At 63.4% G+C, this 1,265-nt stretch carries 1 protein-coding gene and 1 pseudogene; both read left to right on the top strand.

What is annotated here, in order from left to right; translation table 11 throughout:
• A partial coding sequence (gene mraY, locus AC097L_RS24860; RefSeq protein WP_479589387.1) for a phospho-N-acetylmuramoyl-pentapeptide-transferase occupies positions 1-1,084 on the top strand: 1,084 nt, incomplete at its 5' end.
• A gap of 4 nt (positions 1,085-1,088) precedes the next feature.
• Positions 1,089-1,265 (top strand): annotated as a pseudogene (locus AC097L_RS24855) (UDP-N-acetylmuramoyl-L-alanine--D-glutamate ligase); the annotation flags it as partial.

Genomic DNA, 1,265 nt, shown 5'->3' with positions numbered 1-1,265 from the left:
GGCGCTGACCGCGCTCTTGATGGGGCTGGCGGCTGGGCCGTACGGCATTCGTCGTCTCGCTGAATTGAAGAGCGGTCAGCCCATTCGGGGCTACGGCATGGAGTCCCACCTGAGCAAAAGTGGCACGCCCACCATGGGGGGCGTGCTGATCCTGCTGTGCATCACGGTCTCCACGTTGTTGTGGTTTGACCTGAGCAACCGCTTTGTCTGGATCGTGTTGCTGGTGACGCTGGGCTTTGGCGCCATCGGCTGGACTGATGACTGGCGCAAAGTGGTCAACAAAGATCCCGAAGGCATGCGCTCCGGTGAAAAGTACCTCTGGCAATCGGTCATCGGCCTGGTCGCCGCTTTGTACCTAGTGTTCAGCATCTCGGAGAGTTCCAACATGCGGGTGCTGGAGCTGTTTTTCAGCTGGGTGCAGTCGGGCTTTGACCTGAGCCTACCGCCCAAGGCCGGGCTGCAACTGCCGTTCTTCAAGGAAGTCAGCTACCCGCTGGGTGTGCTGGGCTTTGTGATCCTCACCTACCTGGTCATCGTGGGCTCCAGCAATGCGGTGAACCTGACCGACGGCCTCGACGGCCTGGCCATCATGCCGGTGGTGCTGGTGGGCTCGGCGCTGGGCGTGTTTGCCTATGTGACGGGCAGCTCGGTCTACTCCAAATACCTGTTCTTGCAGCACATCCCCGGCGCGGGCGAGCTGCTGGTGTTCTGCGCGGCCATGGCCGGTGCCGGGCTGGCGTTTTTGTGGTTCAACACGCATCCGGCGCAGGTGTTCATGGGCGATGTAGGCGCGCTGGCGCTGGGCGGCGGTTTGGGGACCGTGGCGGTGATCGTGCGCCAGGAAGTGGTGCTGTCCATCATGGGCGGCATCTTCGTGGTCGAGGCCTTGTCGGTGATGCTGCAGGTCAGCTGGTTCAAGTACACCAAGAAGAAAACCGGCACCGGGCGGCGCATCCTGAAGATGGCCCCGCTGCACCACCACTTCGAGAAAAGCGGCTGGAAGGAAACCCAGGTCGTCGTGCGTTTCTGGATCATCACCATGCTGCTGTGCCTGGTGGGCCTGTCCACGCTGAAGCTGCGTTAAGACTATGCGGCACTTGCAAGACCTCCCTGTGTTGATCCTGGGCCTCGGTGCGTCTGGCCTGGCCATGGCGCGCTGGTGCGCCCAGCACGGCGCGCAGGTCACCGTGGCCGACACGCGCGAGGCCCCGCCCCAACTGGCCACGCTGCTGGCCGAAGTGCCCGCCGCCCGGTTCATCGCCGGT

It is taken from the genome of Rhodoferax sp. RT5P35, from assembly GCF_056521385.1.
The sequence above is the reverse complement of the archived record's forward strand: the minus strand, read 5'-3'. Positions and strand labels throughout refer to the sequence as shown.